We start from the raw sequence: 16,752 nt of genomic DNA, 5'->3' as shown, positions 1-16,752 counted from the left end.
GTGTGTTGCGTTGTCGTCACAAGCGTTTTGCATTGCGAAATATTTTTGCGGCGCGAGGAAAACTTTTTCCGGCAAGGCGCGTTGCAAGCGAGCGCATCACTTCAATCTCACAATTCAAAACCTTGCGCCCGCGTACCGAGTATGAGGCATGCCTTTCTTATGCGCAGTCGACGATCATTTTCTGAGCGATGGGCTTCGCCCGTTAAGTGTTCGCCGCCTTCGTGTTCCCGCAAGGGATCGGTGATGGGACTCGAGTTAACACTTGCATCGCTGGATGCATCCGAAGGAAGCGGAGAACGGCTCCGCTCCATACGCGTGCCCGGCCGATGCCGCTTCAGCCTGTTGCCCGCCCCGGCGGCTGTCATCCTGCTCGGTCTTGGATCGTCGGCGAATGCCCAGGCCATTCCATGGACCAGCGGAGAATTCGCCTCCCCCTGGAACGCACAGAAGATCTTTGAACCGTCATCGTTGCCGGACCGGACCGATCCGAACAATCGCGAAGAGATCCCGCCCGAAGACATGCCGGTGAAGAAGCGACAACAGCCTGGCTATGAACCCGTCGGCATTCGCTCCGGTTCCTGGATGTTCAACCCGTCGCTGACCGCCGGAACTTTTTACGACAGCAACGTCTTTGCGTCGAACACCGCGCCGCGCTCCGATATCGCGGCGGTGATCGAGCCGACGCTGCGTGCGCACTCATTATGGGGACGGCATGGCCTGGACCTGAAACTGGACGCGCAGTCGACGACCTATAACCAGTTTTCGAGCCTGAACCAGACCAACGCCAGCCTGAAGGGCAATGGCTGGCTGGACATCACGAACGACACGATGCTGCTCGGCAGCTTTCAGATCGCGCATCTGAACGAAGGCGTCGGCACGCTCACTTCCCCCGCCAACGCCATATCACCGACGCCATACAATTTGATGTCCGGCGATGTCACGCTGCGCAAGGAGTTCAACCGCCTGACAACATCGGTAGGCTTCCGCACCGATTCCTACGACTACGGATCGACGCGCGCGCAGGACGGCACCGTCATCAACCAGGACGCCCGCGATGGGCAGGTCTACGCGCTGCACAGCCGGATCGACTATGCGATCTCTTCCACCCTCGGCTGGTTCGGTGGCGTGGAAGGCAATCAGCGCGACCTCAGGGGAACGCCGGGCCATACGCTGGACTCGCAAGGCTATCGCGCGCTGACCGGCATCACGGTCGGCTTAAGCAATCTGGTGACCGGCGAATTCGGCGCCGGCTATGTTCAGCAGCGCTTCGACGATCCGTCGATCGGCAACATCGAAGGCCCTTCCTACCGCGCACGGCTGACATGGCGGCCGACGCGCCTGCTCGACGTGCACTTCAATGCCGAACAGCTTGTCACGCAGACCACCGACACCAGCGTCACCGGCGTGCTCGCCAATGCGGTGCAGCTCGGCCTCGATTACGAGCTGCGGCGCAACATCATCGTCTCGCTCGCCGGCGGTTACGAGAACGACAAGTTCTTCGGTCAGCTCCGCAAGGACAACGTGCTGACATCAGACACCCGCGTCAAATACCTCGTCAATCGTTTCGCGGCCGTTTCCGCCTACTACCGCTACACCAAGCGCGACAGCGACATTCCCGTCTTCACCTTCGATAAACACCTGGTAGGAATGAATGTTACAGCGCAATTCTGACCTGCCCTATGTAATCCCCGACGAGCCTGTCACCCGCCCCCCCGCGGAAAGCTGGCAGTATCCGACCGTCGATTTGCGCGAGATGGGCCGCATCCTGCGCCGCCGCTACCGGCTGCTGGCGCTGCCGGCCTTGGCGCTGCTCGGGCTGGCGCTGACCTATTTGATGTTCACCACCACTCTCTATACAGCGACATCGACCGTGCTGGTCGATCCGCGCCGTGCCAATGTCGTCGAGACCAACCAGTCCGTGCTGTCAAATTTCGGCACGGATGATGCGACCATCGAAAGCCAGACGCTGCTGATCCAGTCGGTCGCGATTCTGACGCGCGTCGTTGACAAGCTGAAGCTAACCGAAGACGAGGAATTCACGCCGAAGCCCGGCCTGCTCGATCCCATCAAGGGGCTATTCCGCAGCAGCGGGCCGAGCGACGGAGCCAGCCCGGAGGACGCCGCCAGGTCGCGATCGGTCGATATCCTTCAGAAGCGGATGAAAGTGACGCGGCAGGGCACCACTTTCCTCGTCGACGTCGCCGTCAGTTCGCAATCGCCGCAGAAGGCCGCGACCATCGCCAACGCGATTGCGGATGCGTACTTCAACGAGCAGGTACGCGCCAAATACGATGCGACGCGCATTGCCGCCACCTGGCTCAACAGCCAGATCGACGAGTTGAAGTTGAGGGTTGTCGCCTCCGAAAAGGCGGTCGAGGATTATCGTTCCGCCAATAATTTGATGGTGTCGCAGGGCGTCACGCTCAACGACCAGCAGATCACTGACCTCAACGGCAAGCTGATCGCCGCCCGCGCGCAAACCGCGGAGGCGCGGGCCAAGTATGAGCAGATCCAGGACATCGCGAAATCCGGCGGCGATCCCGGCGGCATCAACGCGGCCATTTCCTCGGAAATGATCACCAAACTGCGCACGCAATATGCCGACATCGCCAAGAACGAAGCTGATTTGTCGAGCAAATACGGCGCGCGTCACCCCCTCGTCGCCAATGTGCGGGCGCAGCGGCGCGATACCCAGAGACTGATCAACGAGGAAATCCGGCGGATACTGGAGAGCACCAAACACGACTACGACGTGGCGCGTTCCCGCGAGACATCGCTGCAGCAAAGCCTCGACAAGCTTCAGGGCGTGTCCACTTCCTCGGGGCAGGCGCAGGTGCGCTTGCGCGAACTGCAGCGCGAGGCCGAGGCCAACCGCACGCTGTATGAATCCTACCTAGCGCGCTCCAAGGAAACGACGGCGCAAGAGAGCCTGGAGATGCCGGATTCCCGGATCGTGACCAAGGCCAGCATTCCGATCAGGCCGTCGTCTCCCAAGACGATGCTGATCCTGGGTCTCGCCGTGATGCTCGGGCTCGGCGCCGGCAGCGTGCTGGCGTTCCTCACCGACTATCTCGACGGCCGCGTCAAGACGCTCGAACAGGCCGAAGCCATATCGGGCGTGCCCGTGCTTGCGGCGGTTCCATTAATCGGCGCGCGCGAGCTCGCCCGCCTCGCCCGGCGCGGACGCAACGAACTCGGCCGCTACGATCCGAAGAGCACGAAGTTGCTGCCGGCGCCGCTACAGCCACCCTTGACGCGCTACGCAATCGACGAGCCCGGCACCTTCTTCGCGGAAGCGATCCGTGCCGTTCGCCTCGCGCTGCAACGGACGATGCGATCACAGCCGGTAAAGGTCGTACAGGTCACCTCCGCGCTCGACAGCGAAGGCAAGACCACGCTGGCCATCAACCTGGCGCAGTCGCTGGCCATGCTCGGCATCCGAACGCTCCTGATTGATGGCGACCTCCGCAACCCGCAAGTGACCCGCGCACTCTGTCCGCGCGCTGACGCGGGACTGCTCGAAGTCGCGATCGGCCAGACCGCGCCTGAACAGGCCATTCTGGTGGATCACAGCACCGGGCTTTCGATTCTGCCGTCGACCAGGATCAAGGAGGTCGAATACATCACGGAGTTGATGTTCTCCGACCGGATCGTCGACGTTCTCGATCACTTCCGTCACCGCTACGAATTGATCGTGGTCGACTCGCCTCCGCTGGTGCCTTTGGTCGATGGCCGTGCGCTCGCCGAACTCGCAGATCGCATCATCCTGGCGCTGGCATGGGACCAGACCCCCGGCGAAGTGCTGTCCCACGCCATGGACCTGCTGTCCCCGGTCAGCGACCGGATCATGGGGACGGTGCTCACACGAGTGGATCTCAGCCGCCTGCAGTTCTACGACTACTACCGCAGCTCGGCCTATCTCAAGCCATACGGCGCCGCCAGCCTCCATGCCGGAGCGGCGCGGTGAGAATGCGCGGACCGTTGCACAGACCGGCCGGCGTCGCACAGGTGCATCGCCGCCCCCTTGCGTCACCGGCAATGCGGCCGGCTTCCTATACGCATGGGCGCATGGCGAATGCCGACGCATTCATCGAACGGATCGCAGCCGGTCTGTTGCTGCTGGCCGTGATTGCAACGTTCACGCTCTCCTCCTCCGTTCTGACCAAATGGAAAATCCACTATCTGACGGCAGGCGGCAATTTTTACGAAAAACTGCACCCGGCAACCTATTTCAGCTTGCTCGCATTCTCTCTGCTGTTGCTGCGCAGCCGCGGCCCGGTCGGCGAGATCAACCGGATGTTTTCCGAATCGAAGCTGCTGCTGGCCTATCTGCTCTGCTGGCTGTTCCTGCTGATCCAGGTAATCGTGCTGGAACGCCCGTTCACGGTCATCATCGACACGTTTCTGCTGCCGATCCTGATCGCGATGGTGATGTGGCAACTGTCAGCGTCGCGAAAACATCCGCTGGCCTGGGCCATTCATTTCACCATCCTGCTGAACGTCGTGATCGGCTACTATGAGTATTTCTCCGGCCATCGGCTGATCCCGTTGACGCTCGGCGACGTCGTGGTGGCGGGCGAATGGCGCTCCGCGGCGCTGCTGGGCCACCCGCTCACGGCATCCGGCATTGTCGGCGCCTATGTTCTGGCGCTGGTGCTCCGTCCGGCGATTTGTCCGCCGATCCTGCTGCGGCTGCCGCTGATCGCATTCAACCTCGGATCGCTGATGGCCTTTGGTGGCAGGACGTCGCTGGTCACCGTGCTGGCGATGATCGGGCTGCTCGGGGTCTTTGAGGCGTTCCGCCTGATGCGGGGAAGGCGAATGCCGCTTCCCGCGGCAATACTGGCAATCTGCGTGCTGTTTGCCGCAGGCGCCATCGTCTTCGCCGCGCTCGACCTCGGCATTTTCGACAAGATGCTGCTGCGCTTCTCGTCCGACAAGGGCAGCACGCTGGCGCGCTATGCCACCTTCAGCCTGCTCTCGCATTTCGACTGGCATGAACTGATCCTCGGCCCCAACCCGGTTCGGGTGAATGCGCTCCAGTCGCAGCTCGGCCTCAACTACGGCATCGAAAACTTCTGGATTGCCTCCGTCGTCCAGTTCGGTCTCGTCCACACCATCCTGATGACGGTCGGACTGGTCTGTTTCTTCGTCGAGTTGCTGCGCCGCTCGAACCCCGCGGCATGGGCGATCGTGCTGCTGATCGTCATCATCGCCGCCAGTTCGGTGAGCTTCTCGTCGAAGAACATTCAGCTCGCGCAGTTCGTGATCCTCATTTCGGTCTTGCTGCCACGCGAGCCGCGGCGCGGCGCCGCGCCCGCGCAAGTCCGCCCATCCATCAGCTACCGGTCCGTTCCGGCATAACACGGGATCTCCTTTCGCATGACTATCTATGTCGACAACACCCATCTCGGACGTCACGTCACTGGCCTCGAACGCATCACGCTCGAGCTGTTCTCCGAGGCCGCGCTGGCGCCGCTCGATGTCGTGCCGGTGAAGGCGCAGGGTCTTCGCCAGATGGTGACGACGCAGACCCTGGGATTGCCGATGCGGCTCGCCGCTTCGTCCTCCATCCTGCTATGCCCCGGCTTTCCGCCCAGTCCGCTGCTGCGGCCGTTCGCATCGCGGGTGCTGCCCTATATCCACGATGACTTTCTGATCACGCGGCGCGCCGAGCTCAATATGCGGGCGCGGCTCTATATGGCCGGGCCCTTCAAGCTCGCGCTGCGCCACTACCCGCGCTTTCTGGCAAATTCCGGCGATACAAGGCGCAAACTTGCCGCGCATTGCCGGCCCGATGCCGAGGTGACGCTCTATCGGCCTTCGGTCCGCAACGTGTTCGGCCTCGACCCCGGGCAACGCGGCGAACGCAGCGCACAGCCGCAGCCGCTTCGGATGATCGCGCTGGGCACGGTGGAGCCGCGCAAGAATTTCAGAGCCGCGGCGAAAATCCTCGATGCGTTGCGCATGCAGGGATTTCCGGAAGCAACGCTGGACATCGTCGGTAGACCGGGATGGGGCGACGACTGGCTAGCGCTTGAGAGCCAACCGGGCGTCACGCTGCACGGATATCAGTCCGCTGAACGGGTCAATCAGTTGCTTGACGCCGCCGACCTGTTCATCTGCACCTCGCATGACGAAGGGCTGGGATTGCCGCTGCTGGAGGCGCAATACGCCGGCCTGCCGATCATCGCCCCCGATGCCGCCATTTTCCGCGAGGTGCTCGGCGAGTCCGGCATCCATGTCGATCCCGCCGATCCTTCTGGCGCGGCGGCGCGGATCGCGGCTGCTCTGTCGAACGAAGACTGGCGCGCCCGATACGTGGCGCTGGCGGTACGGAATCTGGCGCGCTGGAACGATCTGGCGCGCGGCGACCGCGACACGGTCATCAGCCTGATCGCCAGCCTTGCCGCCTGACACTCGCGTTCCAGGAAATTCAGGTCCGGAGTACCGCCGCCTTGCATGACACCAGCGCCACAAGGCATCAGGACGGGTTGCGCATCATTGCGGCCGGCGCCGTGGTGATCCTTCACTATTCCGATTACTTCAAGGACGCGGGCGTCGGCCAATTCATGGTCGCGCACACCTTGCATTTCAACCTGTTCGTGGACCTGTTCTTTGTCGTCTCCGGCTTTGTCATCACCCGGCAGTATTTCGGCCGCGTCAACGACGCCGCATCGATCGGCCGCTTCCTCTGGCGTCGCCTCGCCCGCATCTATCCACTGCATCTCGCCACGCTTGCTTTCTATATAGCGCTTGCCGGCGCGCTTCATTTCGGCGCCGCCCGGACCGACAACCCCGCCCGCTACCCCCTTTCCGACCTGCCCGCACAGTTCCTGCTGCTTCACGCCTTCATCGGCGAGCGCCTGACGTTCAACTTCCCGAGCTGGTCGCTCTCTGCCGAGATGTTCTGCTATCTGCTTTTCCCGGCCGTCGCGTTGATCGCGCAGCGCCGCAAGGAGGCGGTCATTGCGCTCGTGGTCATCACCGCGCTCGCCAACTCCCTTTGGGCATGGGCAGCAGGAACGACGCCGTGGGTCGACTGGATCAACCAGGGAGGCGCCTTCAGGGCGCTGCCTGCCTTCAACCTCGGCATAGCCTGCTATCTGTTCCGCGACCGGATCGCCCGCTGGCCCGCAACTCCCGGCGTGCTGGCCGCATCGCTGGCGGCGTTTATCGTGCTCGGCTCCCTGCTACCGACGATGACTGCCCTGCTGGCGATCTATGCCATCGCAATGCTCGCCATCCAGGCCGATTGCGCGGGACGCGAGACACTGCTGTCGCGGCTCCGCTTCGATCGCTGGTCGCCGCTGACCTATTCCTGCTACATGCTGCATATTCCGGTTGCGACCGTCATCATTACCTTCGGATCGCGGCTGCTTTCGCTGTCGCCGCATGAACGCTTGATACTTGCGCCGGTGGCGATCGTCGTTCTTGCATTAGCGAGCATCGTCTCACTGCGCGCGTTTGAAACGCCGCTGCGGCGATATCTGACCGACGCCTACGACCGCCGCGCCATCAGGCCCGAACCGTCTCCCGCGATCTCGCGGCGGGAGGGCGCATGATGACGGTCGTGGAGCGCATACCGGCAAACGCGGGATCCCTGAGCGTCGCACAGGCGCCGGCCCGAAGCCGAGACGGCGTCATCGATGCCATGCGCGGCATTGCGATCCTGATGGTGATCGGAATTCATTCGCTGCCGCAGCCGCTCGATGCTATCTGGGCAAAATCGCTCGACGCGGCGCTGCGGCCCTGCGTGCCGGTCTTCCTGTTCGCCTCCGGATATCTGACGGCGCTCTCCGGCCGCGTGCCGTTCGCGAAGCGGTTAAAGGCGGCCTTGATTCCCTACGCGATCGCGTTCGTCGCCGCCTATGCCTACATGGCGCTGCATAATCCGGCGATGGACCATCGCATCGGCACGACGCTGGCGCGGTTCGGGTTGGGGTACGTCTTCGTCTACTATTACGTCTTCGTCTATGTCTGCTGCACGTTCGGCCTGTGGCTCGTCTTCGCGGTTGGCGGCACCGGACAACCTGCTTCAAGAAAACGGATTGCGGCGCTGCTGATCCTCTCGATCGGCTGCGGTCTGCTCGCAGGCAGCTATCTTGATCCTGCTATGTCCAGGTTCGGCGCCTCGGACGCACTGCTCGACGAAGTCCGCATGCGCGACATTCCGTTCTGGTTCTCGTTTGCCGCGCTCGGCGCGCTGACCGCGATGTTCGCAGACCTGAGCGACCACAACATGCGCCGCGCGCTGCCTGGCGCCATGCTGGCGGCCTACATGGTCTATGCCGCCGTGCGCATTCTCGGCCTCGGCGACGCCGCCACCTACGATTCGACCGCCTTCTTCCTCTATGCAGCGCTGTTCTGCGTTGCACTGTTCGCCGTCCAGCCAAGCTCGCCGCTGCTTGGATGGTTCGGCTCGGGCAGCTATTTCATCTATCTCTGGCACATCTTCGTCGTCATGCTGCTGCGCGATCACACCACGCTGCATCAGCTCGGCGGCATCGCCAGCTTCGCCGTTTGCGGCGGCTTGGCCATCCTCCTCAGCGCCGCCGCGCTACTGGCCGTCCGGCAGTTCGCCTCCGCCCGACTCTGCCGCTGGCTGGGGGCCTGAGATGCTCTTAAAACACACCCTGCTCTATCTGCCTGCGCAATTCGTCGGGCCGCTGTGCCAGCTTGTGGCGATGATCGTGTGGACGCATGTCGTCGATGAGCACACGCTCGGCGTCATCACGCTGATCACAGCCACGCACGAATTGCTGCAGATCGGCTTCCTCGCCTGGTGGTCGCAATATGCGCTGCGTTTCCTCGGACGCTATCAGGACGCCAATGACGCGCCACGCTTTTACCGTACCGAAAACGCGGTCCTGCTCGCATCCGTTACGTTGCAAAGTGCGGCCGTCATTGGAATTCTGCTTCTGGTGATTGCGCCCGGCGCCAGAACGGACCTCCTCCTTGCCGCCGTCGCCTATGTGATTACCCGATCCCTCAACCTCTATATCGGCGAGCGCGCCCGCGCGCAGCAGCAGATCCGGGTCTACACGATCCAGCAGGTATTCGGGCCGTCGGTCGGATTTGTCCTCGGCCTGGTGCTGATCAAATTGTTCGGCCAATCGGCGGAGTGGCCGCTTGCGGGATACGCCGCGGCGCAACTGACCGCGGCGCTGATCGTGATGCCGACGCTGCGCTGCGGCTACCGCCTTTGGCCGATCGACCGTGAGATCGTCACGCACGCGCTGCGCTACGGCATTCCACTGATCGTCGGCGGCACGCTCGGCTGGGTCGGCCTCAACGCGTCGCGCTTCATCGTCAACCAGATGTCGGGCGTGGCCGCGGCCGGGCTGTTCGCGGTCGGTTACGGCCTCGGCCAGCGCGCCGCGGCGGTCGCGGCCATGCTGGTGACGGCCGCCGCGTTCCCGCTGGCGGTCAAGAGCATGGAACAGGAGGGCAGCCAGGCCGGCATGCGCCAGCTTGCCGCCAACAGCGCGCTCCTGGTCGCTATCCTGGCGCCGAGCCTCGCCGGCATCTTCATGCTGAGAGCGGAGATCGTGCATCTGTTGATCGCAGTTCCGTTCCAGGCGGTGACGCTCGCCGTGCTGCCGCTCTCCACGCTTGCCGGCGCGATCCGCAACCTGCGCGCCCATTTCGGCGATCAGGTGTTTCTCCTGCAAAACCGCACGCGCTGGATGATGGGAATTGCGGCGATCGACGCGTCGACAACCGTAGTGCTGAGCGCTCTGTTCCTGCCGCGCTGGGGACTCACAGGAGTAGCCGGCGCCACCGTGCTGGCGGCGCTGGCCGCGGCAAGTGTCAGCTTCTCGATCGGGTTTACCCGGTTTGGCCTGCGGCTTCCGGTCGGCCATCTCGTGCGCATCGCATTGGCCACGATTGCGATGGCGGCGTTGCTGCGGATCTTCCCGGAGGCGCGAACCATTGCCGTGCTGGCGGCACATGTCGCGGCAGGCGCCGCCGTCTATTTCGGCGCGCTCGCCCTGCTCTACGCACCGACGCTGGTGCGGATACTCCGCCCACGCCCCCAACATTCGGGGGCGTGAGTGATCTCGACCTACGATTTCCTTGTATTCTCGAACGCGCGCGCCATCGCGAACCAGAGCGGCTTCTTCTGCATCGATGAATCGAACGGCAGCGGCCGAGGCAGCCGTTGCGCGAGGGGGTCCTTTTTCTTCGCCGCATCGGTATAGAACGAGTAGTTGTCGGCAAGTTCCCACGCGATCACCACCTTGACGGCCGGAACGCGCAGCACGTTATTCAGGTACTTCTCGGCCGTATCGGCGATCATGGCATCGCGCGTCGCGATGTCATCTGGAAACGTGTCGTCGCGCACGTCGAATTCAGTCAGGTAGATCTCGACGCCACGTTCGGCCAAGGCATGAAGAAATTCGGCGAAGCGTCCGGGGTCGTGCGGGTAGCGGGGCTGCAGGTGGCTTTGCAGACCGACGGCATGCAGCGGCACGCCGGCATGCTTCAATTCATCCACCAGCTGCAGCAATCCCTTGCGTACCGTTCGGCCGACCTCATCGTCGCGCTCGCTCTGTGCTTCGTTCAGAACCAGTTTGGTCTTCCGGTCGACCATCGCCACGCGCTCGAAGGCGCGGCGCACGTATCCTGTGCCGAACGTATCGTACCATGGACCGAGCCTGTAACCGCCGGGTGCCTTGTGCCCGGGCCAGAACGGTTCGTTGACGACATCCCATGAATGCAGCCTGCCGACATAACGGGCAGCCACTTCCTCGATATAGGAATCGAAGAACTTCTCGCGCTCGGCGCCGCTCATGTTCCTGATCCATTGCGGAACCCATTCGTTCCAGATCAGGCAATGGCCCCGCATCGGAATGTTGTTGCTTGCACAGAATTGCAGCAGCCGGTCCGCGCTCTCGAACCGCTTCGGCCCCGGCTGCGGCGCGATGGTTCCCATCTTCATCGCAATGTCAGTCGTAACGATCCGCGTCTGCGTCTGATACAGCTCGCGATAAGCATGATCCTTGTCGATGACAGGGCCTGCAGCTGCGCCGAACACGATCCCGTTACGGGCGGCGATGGCGCCGAGACTCTGCGTGGGCTGCGCCGCGGATGCTCCCTTCTCGTACGACGCAACGCTTGCTCCTGCGATAAGAGCGAGCGCATCTCGCCTCGACCACTGCTGCATAGCTGATCTCCATCACGTGAATGATTCGCCGCCATGTCTCGCCCTTCGCATCGCGACATCGCCATCGTTGCGTCGCATTAGTTCGATTTCGTGACGATGCTGGTTGAGAAATTTTTCGACACACAGTTCCCGTCACGAGCGGGCATGTCGATAGTTCAGCGTGAATGCGTCTCTCGATCAAATCATCATCAGGGGATCGACATGTCGGAACCGCCAATATCGTTGCAGCCGAGTCTCACCGTCGATGGCGTCACCATCAATGTTCCATCGCTCCCCGCGGCAGTTTCGTCGATCGTGTCGGCTGCGCAACATGGCGACACCTTCAGCGTTTGTACGCTCAATCTCGATCACGTTGTTCAATTGCAGCAACACGCGAACTTTCGCGCCGCCTATCGCCGTGCCCGATTTGTCACAGCCGATGGGTTCCCGATCGTCGTGCTGGGCCGTCTCATGGGAACGCGCATCGAGCGGACGACCGGCGCCGATCTCGTCGAGCCGGTCTGCGCGGAAGCGCGAAAGAAAGGCCTCCCGGTCTTTCTGCTGGGCGCGAACGATCTCACGCTGAACGCGACGGCGCGACGTCTCACGGAACGATTCAGGGGATTGCAGATTGCAGGCTGCCTTGCGCCGGGACCGGGGTTCGATCCCTATTCCAGCGAGGCCGATGCGGCGATCGAACGTATTCGCGACTCCGGCGCCAGGCTCTGCTTCGTGGCGCTGGGTGCGCCGCGGCAGGAGCTGTTCGCCGCGCGATGCCTCGACGAGTTGAACGGAACCGGCGTGTTGTGCATCGGCGCGGCGCTCGATTTCATCGCCGGCACACAGAGCCGCGCGCCATCCATCGCGCGCAGGACGGGGCTTGAATGGGCGTGGCGCATGCTGCGCGAGCCGCGGCGGCTCGGCCCCCGCTATGTCAGATGCATGAGCGTTGTTCCGCGCCTCGTTGCGCGAACAATTCCGCAAATCGTCCAGGCACGCATGAGGAAAGCGGCATGACTTCAACATTGACCCTGGCGCTACGCGCGCGAAATGCCAACCCGATCAAGCCGCGTTACCAGATCTGCCTGATCCATCCGTTCGACCCGCGCGGCCAAAAGGTCGGCGGCCTCGAAACCTACATCCGCGACTTCATCACGTTTCATCCCGTTGACACCGACATCCTCTTCATCGGCGTCGACTCGACGGGCGACCTGGAGCTGGGAAAGCTTCACCGGCTGACCTTCCGCGGCCGCGGCTTCGACTTCCTGCCCATCCTGCATTATTCGGACCAGCAGGCGCGCGAAGCGGCCCGCAGCATCCGTACCTCGCTGACCGGTCAGTTCTTCATGGCGCTGCTCCGCCACTTCGGCCCGATCGCACGGTTGATCCGCGCCAGGCGATGCTCGGTCGATCTGCGGCGCGTTGAATTTTCGTGGCTGCCGGCGATCCTGCGGCTTCCCTTCGTTCAGATGCTTCACGGCGAAGGCGCGCCGAAATTGCAGATGGATTCGCTGCTGCGGAAATACGCCTTTGTCCACAATACCGGCGAGCGGTTCGCCGTCGCCATGAGCGAGAAGTTCCTGTGCGTCAATCCGTTCATCACCGAGCGGCTGCAGCAGACCTATCCGCGCCGCAAGGACAAGATCGACACGCTCTGGACATGGGTCAATACGGATATCTTCAAGCCGCAACTTTGGCCGCTGGACTCTTCACCGTTCCAGATCGTGTTCGCCGGCCGGCTCGATGAGTTCAAGGATCCGCCGCTGATGTTTCGCACCATCGATCGCCTGCGGCAGCGATTGAACGGCGATGTCAGGTTTCACTACATCGGCACCAGCGACCCGCACCGGTTCGAGGAATTCGCAGCCATCGAGGACATCACCGTGCGCCACGGCTTCAAGGATGCCGCGGGCATGGCGGAGACGCTGGCGAGCGCCCATGCCGGCATCCTGACGTCCGAGTTCGAAGGCATGCCGCGTTGCGTGCTGGAAACCCTGGCGGTCGGCCGGCCCGTCGTCGCCATGCACCTGCCGCAGCTCGAATCCGTGATCCGCCCTGGCGTCAGCGGCTATCTGGTGGCGCGGGACGGCAGTCGAGACGACATGGTGAATGCGCTCGCACAGCGGTTTGTCGATGTCAGGACTGGCATCGAGGCGGGCGTGATGAATCCGGTACACATCGCCGATTCCATCAGGGCGTTCACCCCTGGCACCCAACTCGCGCGGGTGTACCGCTATCATCAGGAAATTCAGGATGCGCGCGGCCTTGCCGCCGCGGCGCCGACCTATTGAGGGCGCCGGGTTGAACATCCTTCTGTTGACCAGCGAGTTCGCTCCCGCGATGGGAGGCATCGGGACCTACGCCCGCGAAATCGCCGCGGCCGCCAGCCGGCTCGGCGCCAAGGTCACTGTCGTGGCGCCCGACTACGCGCGGCAGACATGCGACGACGACCGGGCCCTGCCCTTCGAAGTCGCTCGGTTTCGCGGCGGGCTCCACTCCATGCGCGACCTGCCGCGCAAGATCATGCTGGCGCGACGCGGCGTTCGCGGCGATCGATACGACGTGGTCCACGCGGCCGATTGGCCGTTCTTCATTCCGGTCGCGCTTTCGCGATGGCGAACCTCGGCGCGGGTATTGATGACGGTGCATGGCACCGAGATCAATGAAGCGCAGACGCCGCTGAAGCGCATCGCCATTCGCAGCGCCGGCGTGTTCGGGCCGCGCACGGAGGTGGTCGCCAACAGCCGCTTCACCGAGACGCTGTTCCGCGAGCGGTTCACCGTCGATCCCGCCAGGATCAGCGCGATCAATCTCGGCGTATCGGAATTCTGGTTCGGCGCGCCAAGGAAACGCCGCGAGATTCGCCTTGCCTATCGGCTGCCGGAGGACCGGCTGGTGATGATTACAGTGGCGCGGATCACACGCCGCAAGGGACATCATCTGACGCTCGCCGCATTGTCGCAGCTTCCGGACAATCTGCGCCAGCGCATCACGTGGCTCGTGATCGGACCGGACGGCGAAGCCGATTATGTCGATGAACTGCGACGGACTGCCGGGCAGGCGGCCTGCGACATTCGTTTCCTTGGCCCGCAGCCGAACGAAGCGATCCGCGATCTCTACGCGGCTTCGGATTTCTTCTGCCTGACAGGACTGCCCGACACGACCGGCCGGGTGGAGGGATTTGGACTGGTCTATCTCGAGGCTGGAGCCGCCGGCCTGCCGAGCGTCGCGACCGAGGTCGGCGGGGTGCCCGATGCCGTGCTCGCCGACGAGACCGGAATTCTCGTGCCGCCATCGGTGGAGAGCATCTCGCAGGCGATTGCGGAGCTGGCAGCCGACCGGGGCCTGCGCGCCATTCTCGCGGCGGGCGCCTCCGCCCATGCCCGCGCCCTTTCATGGGAACGCTGCGCGGCGACAACCTATGGCCTGGCCTATGCCGGCAAGCGGGCAACCGCGGACCGCGCCATCGGAACAGTGGCATGAAGCTGTCGGTCGCGACCGCGATGCTGCTCGCGCTCGCGACCGGTACGGCGCGGGCGGATAGCGAGAACTGCCGCAAGAGCCGCGAGTATCTCCTGGGCACTCCCGGCGGTGACCTGTCACTGACGCCGCAGGCCTATAACGACCTGTTCAAGACCTGCATCGCGACATCAGCCATGCCCAACGTGAAGGACGCGTATATCCTGAGGGATGGCGGCATAGCCGTGGTCCCCAAGCAGGACAGCGTTGCGGCGACGGCCGCCACGCTTGCGCAGTTCTGCGACGCCCATCCGCGCGGCGTGCTGCGCTTCATCACGGCTAAGGAAAGGCTTGCCATCCGTTCCGTGACCGACGTCGCGCGGATGTCGTCGACCGCATCGACGCCGTGCAAGAAAATCAAGGGTCTTTCGTAAGGCCCGCGCCCGACTGTCGAAACTCACTTTTGCCGGTTGTAGTATTCCGGCATGGCGTGCGGATCCATCGCCTGCTCGGCCCTGCGCCCGAGAAAGAAGAAGCCGCTGGCAGCGTCGGCTGCGGCCCGGCCGCGGCCGAACGCATCGAGATACCTGATCCAGAAGAAGGGCAGCACGATCAGGCGTGACAGCTTGTTACCCGCGCCGAGCGCGCGCGAGAAATAACGGATCGACCATGCCAGCGCCACGCCGGCGCCGCCGACCGGTCCGGCGCTGATTTCGGAAAATCGCCTGAACAGCCAGCGGTGACCGCTCTGCGTGAAACGCGAAAAGTCATAGGCCTGCTCATGCACCTGCTGCATGAACGGTGTCTCCGCATAGACCAGGCCGTCCAGCCGGAGCACGCGATGCAGCTCGGCAACGACGGTGGCGGGTTCGAGCACATGTTCCAGCACCGCCTGCACCCAGACGCCATCGAACAAGCCGTCCTCGAACGGCAATTTGTGAGCGTCCGCCACCAGCACGGTATGCGGCGAGGCGTAGACGTCGGTGCCGACGAGTTCGATGGAATCGTCCCGGTAGAGTTCGTCCGCGCCCAAACCAATCGTCCCGCCGCCGATCACGAGCACGACCGGCCGCCTCGACTCCCGCTTCAACAGATCGATGAATTTCGTGCTGTTGGAGACCGCGACCGGATTGCCCCCGAAGGTAAGGCGATGCAGCCGCGACCCCATGGAACGGCGGCTGACATCCCGCTGCAGCGCCGAGCCGTTCTCGGCGTCGTACATTCGGCGCTCAAAAATGCTGGCTGCAAAATCGATCAGCACCGGCTGGGTGCCGATCATGGGAAACCCTGCCCTGCTATAATCGCAGGCACGGTTGGAACATGACGGCTGTGACCACGCGTTCCGCAGCGCCGACGAACAGCGAGGGCAGCGAAGACGCATTTTCCAGTGCGCAGGTTCCGTATTCGCTACCGAGTGATCGACGGCAGAAGACTGCAAAGAAGGCCTCGTATGTCATTTCTACTGCCCTGCCCACGCCTGTTCGCGATCGATGCTATTTCGAATGCACCGACAGCGCAACAATGCCGGGACGGGAACAATACGGATGGTGGCAATCTGGATGTCGCAGGAAGGTCCCGCTCGACGCTGCCAAGAGGGCTTGCGCGAACCCAACGCCCGAACCCGCCCCATTGTTTCGAACAAAATTTTCGGATTTCTCGAAACGCCTTCCAGCGGGCCGATCTGGCCACGTTCACATCGGACGGCGTCCCGGTCTGCGCCCCAAGTTCAACGCTTTCCCTCCGGGCAGTAGTGCCAGAGGAGATCGCAGCGTTCCGGCATGCGGTCGAACGGGCTCCGGCATCCAGCCAGCCCACCATGACGTTCCTGATCAAGATCGACGGCGTCATGGTCGTCACCGTCGGTCCCGAGCAGGACTGAGCCGGCGCACCCACGCCATCAGATGAAGAGCAGATTATCCGCCGTCAGCGACGTAACGCCGGTGAGCGTGATGGATGCACCATGACCGAGATCGCTGACGGTGTCATGCCCGACGACGTGGATCGCAAGATGCGCGATGTCGGATGCGATCGCCGAATCGATCTGGAGCCCCACGCGTTGGCGCGCAGTGCATGCACAGATGGTACAATCTGTGGCCGAGCGAACGTATCGGCTTCCGGCCGTCAATTCAACGGTACGGGGAGCG

At 63.2% G+C, this 16,752-nt stretch carries 15 protein-coding genes; 12 read left to right on the top strand and 3 right to left on the bottom strand.

Annotated elements, in window-relative coordinates; translation table 11 throughout:
* Positions 1–243 precede the first annotated feature (243 nt).
* The 7 genes from C7G61_RS30695 to C7G61_RS30665 all read left to right on the top strand — a co-directional run bounded on the left by C7G61_RS30695 (position 244) and on the right by C7G61_RS30665 (position 10,058).
* On the top strand, positions 244–1,671 hold the full coding sequence (locus C7G61_RS30695; protein ID WP_108520897.1) for an outer membrane beta-barrel protein: 1,428 nt from the start codon (positions 244–246) through the stop codon (positions 1,669–1,671).
* Positions 1,652–3,967 carry an AAA family ATPase gene (locus C7G61_RS30690; RefSeq protein ID WP_108520894.1) on the top strand — a complete coding sequence of 772 codons (2,316 nt, stop codon included), beginning with the start codon at positions 1,652–1,654 and terminating at the stop codon, positions 3,965–3,967. Before C7G61_RS30695 ends, C7G61_RS30690 begins: the two co-directional genes overlap by 20 nt.
* Before the next feature lie 101 nt (positions 3,968–4,068).
* On the top strand, positions 4,069–5,364 hold the full coding sequence (locus C7G61_RS30685) for a VpsF family polysaccharide biosynthesis protein (protein ID WP_190242036.1): 1,296 nt from the start codon (positions 4,069–4,071) through the stop codon (positions 5,362–5,364).
* 18 nt (positions 5,365–5,382) lie between these two features.
* Positions 5,383–6,417, top strand: coding sequence for a glycosyltransferase (locus C7G61_RS30680; RefSeq protein ID WP_108520892.1), 1,035 nt, complete (start codon positions 5,383–5,385; stop codon positions 6,415–6,417).
* Positions 6,418–6,458: 41 nt separating this feature from the next.
* Positions 6,459–7,565, top strand: coding sequence for an acyltransferase family protein (locus C7G61_RS30675; RefSeq protein ID WP_190242035.1), 1,107 nt, complete (start codon positions 6,459–6,461; stop codon positions 7,563–7,565).
* Positions 7,562–8,617 (top strand): acyltransferase family protein, encoded by a 1,056-nt coding sequence (locus tag C7G61_RS30670; RefSeq protein ID WP_244608541.1) that lies wholly within the window; start codon positions 7,562–7,564, stop codon positions 8,615–8,617. Before C7G61_RS30675 ends, C7G61_RS30670 begins: the two co-directional genes overlap by 4 nt.
* 1 nt (position 8,618) lies before the next feature.
* On the top strand, positions 8,619–10,058 hold the full coding sequence (locus tag C7G61_RS30665; RefSeq protein ID WP_108520887.1) for a lipopolysaccharide biosynthesis protein: 1,440 nt from the start codon (positions 8,619–8,621) through the stop codon (positions 10,056–10,058).
* Between the two features lie 11 nt (positions 10,059–10,069).
* Here C7G61_RS30665 and C7G61_RS30660 read toward each other — a convergent pair whose 3' ends face one another.
* Entirely contained in the window at positions 10,070–11,170 is a 1,101-nt protein-coding gene (locus C7G61_RS30660) for an endo-1,4-beta-xylanase (protein ID WP_108520884.1), read from the bottom strand.
* A gap of 201 nt (positions 11,171–11,371) precedes the next feature.
* On the opposite strand from C7G61_RS30660, the gene C7G61_RS30655 reads away from it, so the two are divergent.
* Genes C7G61_RS30655 through C7G61_RS30640 form a run of 4 tightly spaced genes read left to right on the top strand, consistent with a single transcriptional unit; the run spans position 11,372 to position 15,042 of the window.
* On the top strand, positions 11,372–12,166 hold the full coding sequence (locus tag C7G61_RS30655; RefSeq protein WP_108520881.1) for a WecB/TagA/CpsF family glycosyltransferase: 795 nt from the start codon (positions 11,372–11,374) through the stop codon (positions 12,164–12,166).
* Positions 12,163–13,440 carry a glycosyltransferase gene (locus C7G61_RS30650; RefSeq protein WP_108520879.1) on the top strand — a complete coding sequence of 426 codons (1,278 nt, stop codon included), beginning with the start codon at positions 12,163–12,165 and terminating at the stop codon, positions 13,438–13,440. The genes C7G61_RS30655 and C7G61_RS30650 overlap by 4 nt, the downstream gene beginning before the upstream one ends.
* Complete coding sequence (locus tag C7G61_RS30645; RefSeq protein ID WP_244608540.1) at positions 13,403–14,632, top strand: glycosyltransferase family 4 protein; 1,230 nt, start codon at positions 13,403–13,405, stop codon at positions 14,630–14,632. Before C7G61_RS30650 ends, C7G61_RS30645 begins: the two co-directional genes overlap by 38 nt.
* A complete protein-coding gene (locus C7G61_RS30640) occupies positions 14,629–15,042 on the top strand; it encodes a hypothetical protein (RefSeq protein ID WP_244608539.1) in 414 nt (137 codons plus the stop codon). The genes C7G61_RS30645 and C7G61_RS30640 overlap by 4 nt, the downstream gene beginning before the upstream one ends.
* A 23-nt stretch (positions 15,043–15,065) precedes the next feature.
* Here C7G61_RS30640 and C7G61_RS30635 read toward each other — a convergent pair whose 3' ends face one another.
* Positions 15,066–15,887 (bottom strand): class I SAM-dependent methyltransferase, encoded by an 822-nt coding sequence (locus C7G61_RS30635; protein WP_190242034.1) that lies wholly within the window; start codon positions 15,885–15,887, stop codon positions 15,066–15,068.
* Positions 15,888–16,358: 471 nt separating this feature from the next.
* Here C7G61_RS30635 and C7G61_RS47085 point away from each other — a divergent pair, with 471 nt between their 5' ends.
* Positions 16,359–16,487 carry a hypothetical protein gene (locus tag C7G61_RS47085; protein WP_274542295.1) on the top strand — a complete coding sequence of 43 codons (129 nt, stop codon included), beginning with the start codon at positions 16,359–16,361 and terminating at the stop codon, positions 16,485–16,487.
* Positions 16,488–16,505: 18 nt separating this feature from the next.
* Here the strand turns inward: C7G61_RS47085 and C7G61_RS44940 are convergent, their stop codons facing one another.
* Positions 16,506–16,661 carry a hypothetical protein gene (locus tag C7G61_RS44940; RefSeq protein WP_190242033.1) on the bottom strand — a complete coding sequence of 52 codons (156 nt, stop codon included), beginning with the start codon at positions 16,659–16,661 and terminating at the stop codon, positions 16,506–16,508.
* Between the last annotated feature and the right edge of the window lie 91 nt (positions 16,662–16,752).

This window comes from Bradyrhizobium algeriense (genome assembly GCF_003062295.1).
GTDB lineage: Bacteria > Pseudomonadota > Alphaproteobacteria > Rhizobiales > Xanthobacteraceae > Bradyrhizobium > Bradyrhizobium algeriense.
This window is presented reverse-complemented; position numbering and strand designations above follow the sequence as displayed.

Coding starts and splice junctions, on each gene's coding strand:
- C7G61_RS30695 (WP_108520897.1), top strand. CDS start 244: ATGGGACTCGAGTTAACACTTGCATCGCTGGATGCATCCGAAGGAAGC.
- C7G61_RS30690 (WP_108520894.1), top strand. CDS start 1,652: ATGTTACAGCGCAATTCTGACCTGCCCTATGTAATCCCCGACGAGCCT.
- C7G61_RS30685 (WP_190242036.1), top strand. CDS start 4,069: ATGGCGAATGCCGACGCATTCATCGAACGGATCGCAGCCGGTCTGTTG.
- C7G61_RS30680 (WP_108520892.1), top strand. CDS start 5,383: ATGACTATCTATGTCGACAACACCCATCTCGGACGTCACGTCACTGGC.
- C7G61_RS30670 (WP_244608541.1), top strand. CDS start 7,562: ATGATGACGGTCGTGGAGCGCATACCGGCAAACGCGGGATCCCTGAGC.
- C7G61_RS30665 (WP_108520887.1), top strand. CDS start 8,619: ATGCTCTTAAAACACACCCTGCTCTATCTGCCTGCGCAATTCGTCGGG.
- C7G61_RS30660 (WP_108520884.1), bottom strand. CDS start 11,170: ATGCAGCAGTGGTCGAGGCGAGATGCGCTCGCTCTTATCGCAGGAGCA.
- C7G61_RS30655 (WP_108520881.1), top strand. CDS start 11,372: ATGTCGGAACCGCCAATATCGTTGCAGCCGAGTCTCACCGTCGATGGC.
- C7G61_RS30650 (WP_108520879.1), top strand. CDS start 12,163: ATGACTTCAACATTGACCCTGGCGCTACGCGCGCGAAATGCCAACCCG.
- C7G61_RS30645 (WP_244608540.1), top strand. CDS start 13,403: ATGCGCGCGGCCTTGCCGCCGCGGCGCCGACCTATTGAGGGCGCCGGG.
- C7G61_RS30640 (WP_244608539.1), top strand. CDS start 14,629: ATGAAGCTGTCGGTCGCGACCGCGATGCTGCTCGCGCTCGCGACCGGT.
- C7G61_RS30635 (WP_190242034.1), bottom strand. CDS start 15,887: ATGATCGGCACCCAGCCGGTGCTGATCGATTTTGCAGCCAGCATTTTT.